General features: G+C 64.8%; 1 protein-coding gene and 1 pseudogene. Both read left to right on the top strand.

Features of this window, described 5'->3' with window-relative positions:
* The first annotated feature begins 134 nt into the window (after positions 1 to 134).
* Positions 135 to 989: an outer membrane protein gene (locus LL06_RS25585; protein ID WP_035533780.1), complete on the top strand. Its 855-nt coding sequence runs from the start codon at positions 135 to 137 to the stop codon at positions 987 to 989.
* Positions 990 to 1,219: 230 nt separating this feature from the next.
* Positions 1,220 to 1,572, top strand: a pseudogene (locus tag LL06_RS25580) (porin family protein); the annotation flags it as partial.

Here is a 1,572-nt window from a genome sequence, read left to right as displayed (position 1 = left end):
CGATTGCGGCGGATTCGTGGTAAATAGACGTGGTTAAGCGTGCTTTAACTTTTATCGGTCATTCTCCATTCCGAACCAAAAAGCGTCTTGTCCCCGAACCAGCGACAGCGCCTGTCCCGACGATGGAGTCTACCATGAGAAAGATCTTCCTGGCTGCCACGGCCATGGTGTTTGCCGGTGTTGGATCGGCCGCAGCCGCTGACATCATGCCCCCTCCGATCATCGAGGCGCCGATCTACGAAGCGCCGCAGCCGGTCGCGGCAGCCGGTGGGTGGTATCTGCGCGGCGATGTCGGCTATTCCTGGAACAAGCTCAAGGGCGCCGAATTCTTCCAGGGCGGTCTGGGCACCTATGCGCCCTTCACCACCACCAAGCTGCGCTCGTCCTACACCGTCGGCGGCGGTGTCGGCTACCAGATCAATCACCAGTTGCGCACGGATGTGACGCTCGACTATTTCAGCAAGGCCGACTTCAAGGGCTCGACCCGGGGCGGCGGCGCCGTGGCGGGCGTCTGCGCCGGCCCCTGCACCTCGACCGACCTGTCGTCGGTCTCCGGGCTCAGCCTGCTCGCCAACGCCTATGTCGACCTCTACAAGCGCGGCCGCTTCACCCTCTACGGCGGCGCCGGCATCGGCGGCACGCGGGTCAAGTGGGACACCCTCCGCAACACCGCCTGCGCCGACAGCGGCGCCGGCTGCGCCCCCACCGATTACCATGGCGGGGCCGCCGGATGGCGCTTCACCTACGCGCTGATGGCCGGCGCCTCGATCGACCTGACCTGCAACCTCAAGGCCGATGTCGGCTACCGCTACCGCAACATCGCCGGCGGCGCCATGTTCAAGAGCCTGACCAGCAACGGCTACCAGGGCTACCACAAGGACATCACCTCGCATGAGGTCCGCGGCGGTCTTCGCTACGGCTTCGGCGGCTGCGCCCAGGAAGAAGTCTACATCGAGCCTGCGCCGATCATGCCGGCCGTCTACAAATAGGCTTTCGCCTCGGCCCCAGCATCCGTCCTCCCACGAAGCCGCCCGGACTAACGTCCGGGCGGCTTTGTCTTGTCCGGACGCCGCAGCGGGGGCGGCGGCTTTCCCTGCCGGCGCAAAGATCATGGTTAATGGACATGCTTAACCGCAGCTTAACCAGTCGCCGTCATAGTTGCCTTCACACCCATCCACAGCGCCCTCGGGCAGCCCGGATCTTGAGAAGGAAATCGGCTATGTTAATGCGAATTGCTGCGACGTCCTGCATCGTCGTCTTCACCGGGCTCGCAGCGTCGGCACAGGCCGCGGACCTCGACCAGGTCATCTATGCGCCGGAACTGCCCATGACCCAGCCGGTGGAAATCGGCTCGGGCTGGTACCTGCGCGGCGACCTCGGCTATTCGGTGGAAACCCGCGGGGCGGCGACCCGGTACTCGATCTTCAGCGCCGGCCCGCCCGTGAGCTATTCGACCGGGGCCTTCGGCACCTCCTCGATCGACAGCGACTGGTCGGGATCGGCCGGCGTCGGCTACAATTTCACCGACTATCTGCGCGGCGACCTCACCTTCGACTACACCAAGGGCAGCTT

This window comes from Hoeflea sp. BAL378, assembly GCF_000759435.1.
GTDB lineage: Bacteria > Pseudomonadota > Alphaproteobacteria > Rhizobiales > Rhizobiaceae > Hoeflea.
The sequence above is the reverse complement of the archived record's forward strand: the minus strand, read 5'-3'. Positions and strand labels throughout refer to the sequence as shown.

Bases quoted from the DNA above. Each gene is read 5' to 3' on its own strand.
- LL06_RS25585 (WP_035533780.1), top strand. From the start codon at position 135: ATGAGAAAGATCTTCCTGGCTGCCACGGCCATGGTGTTTGCCGGTGTT.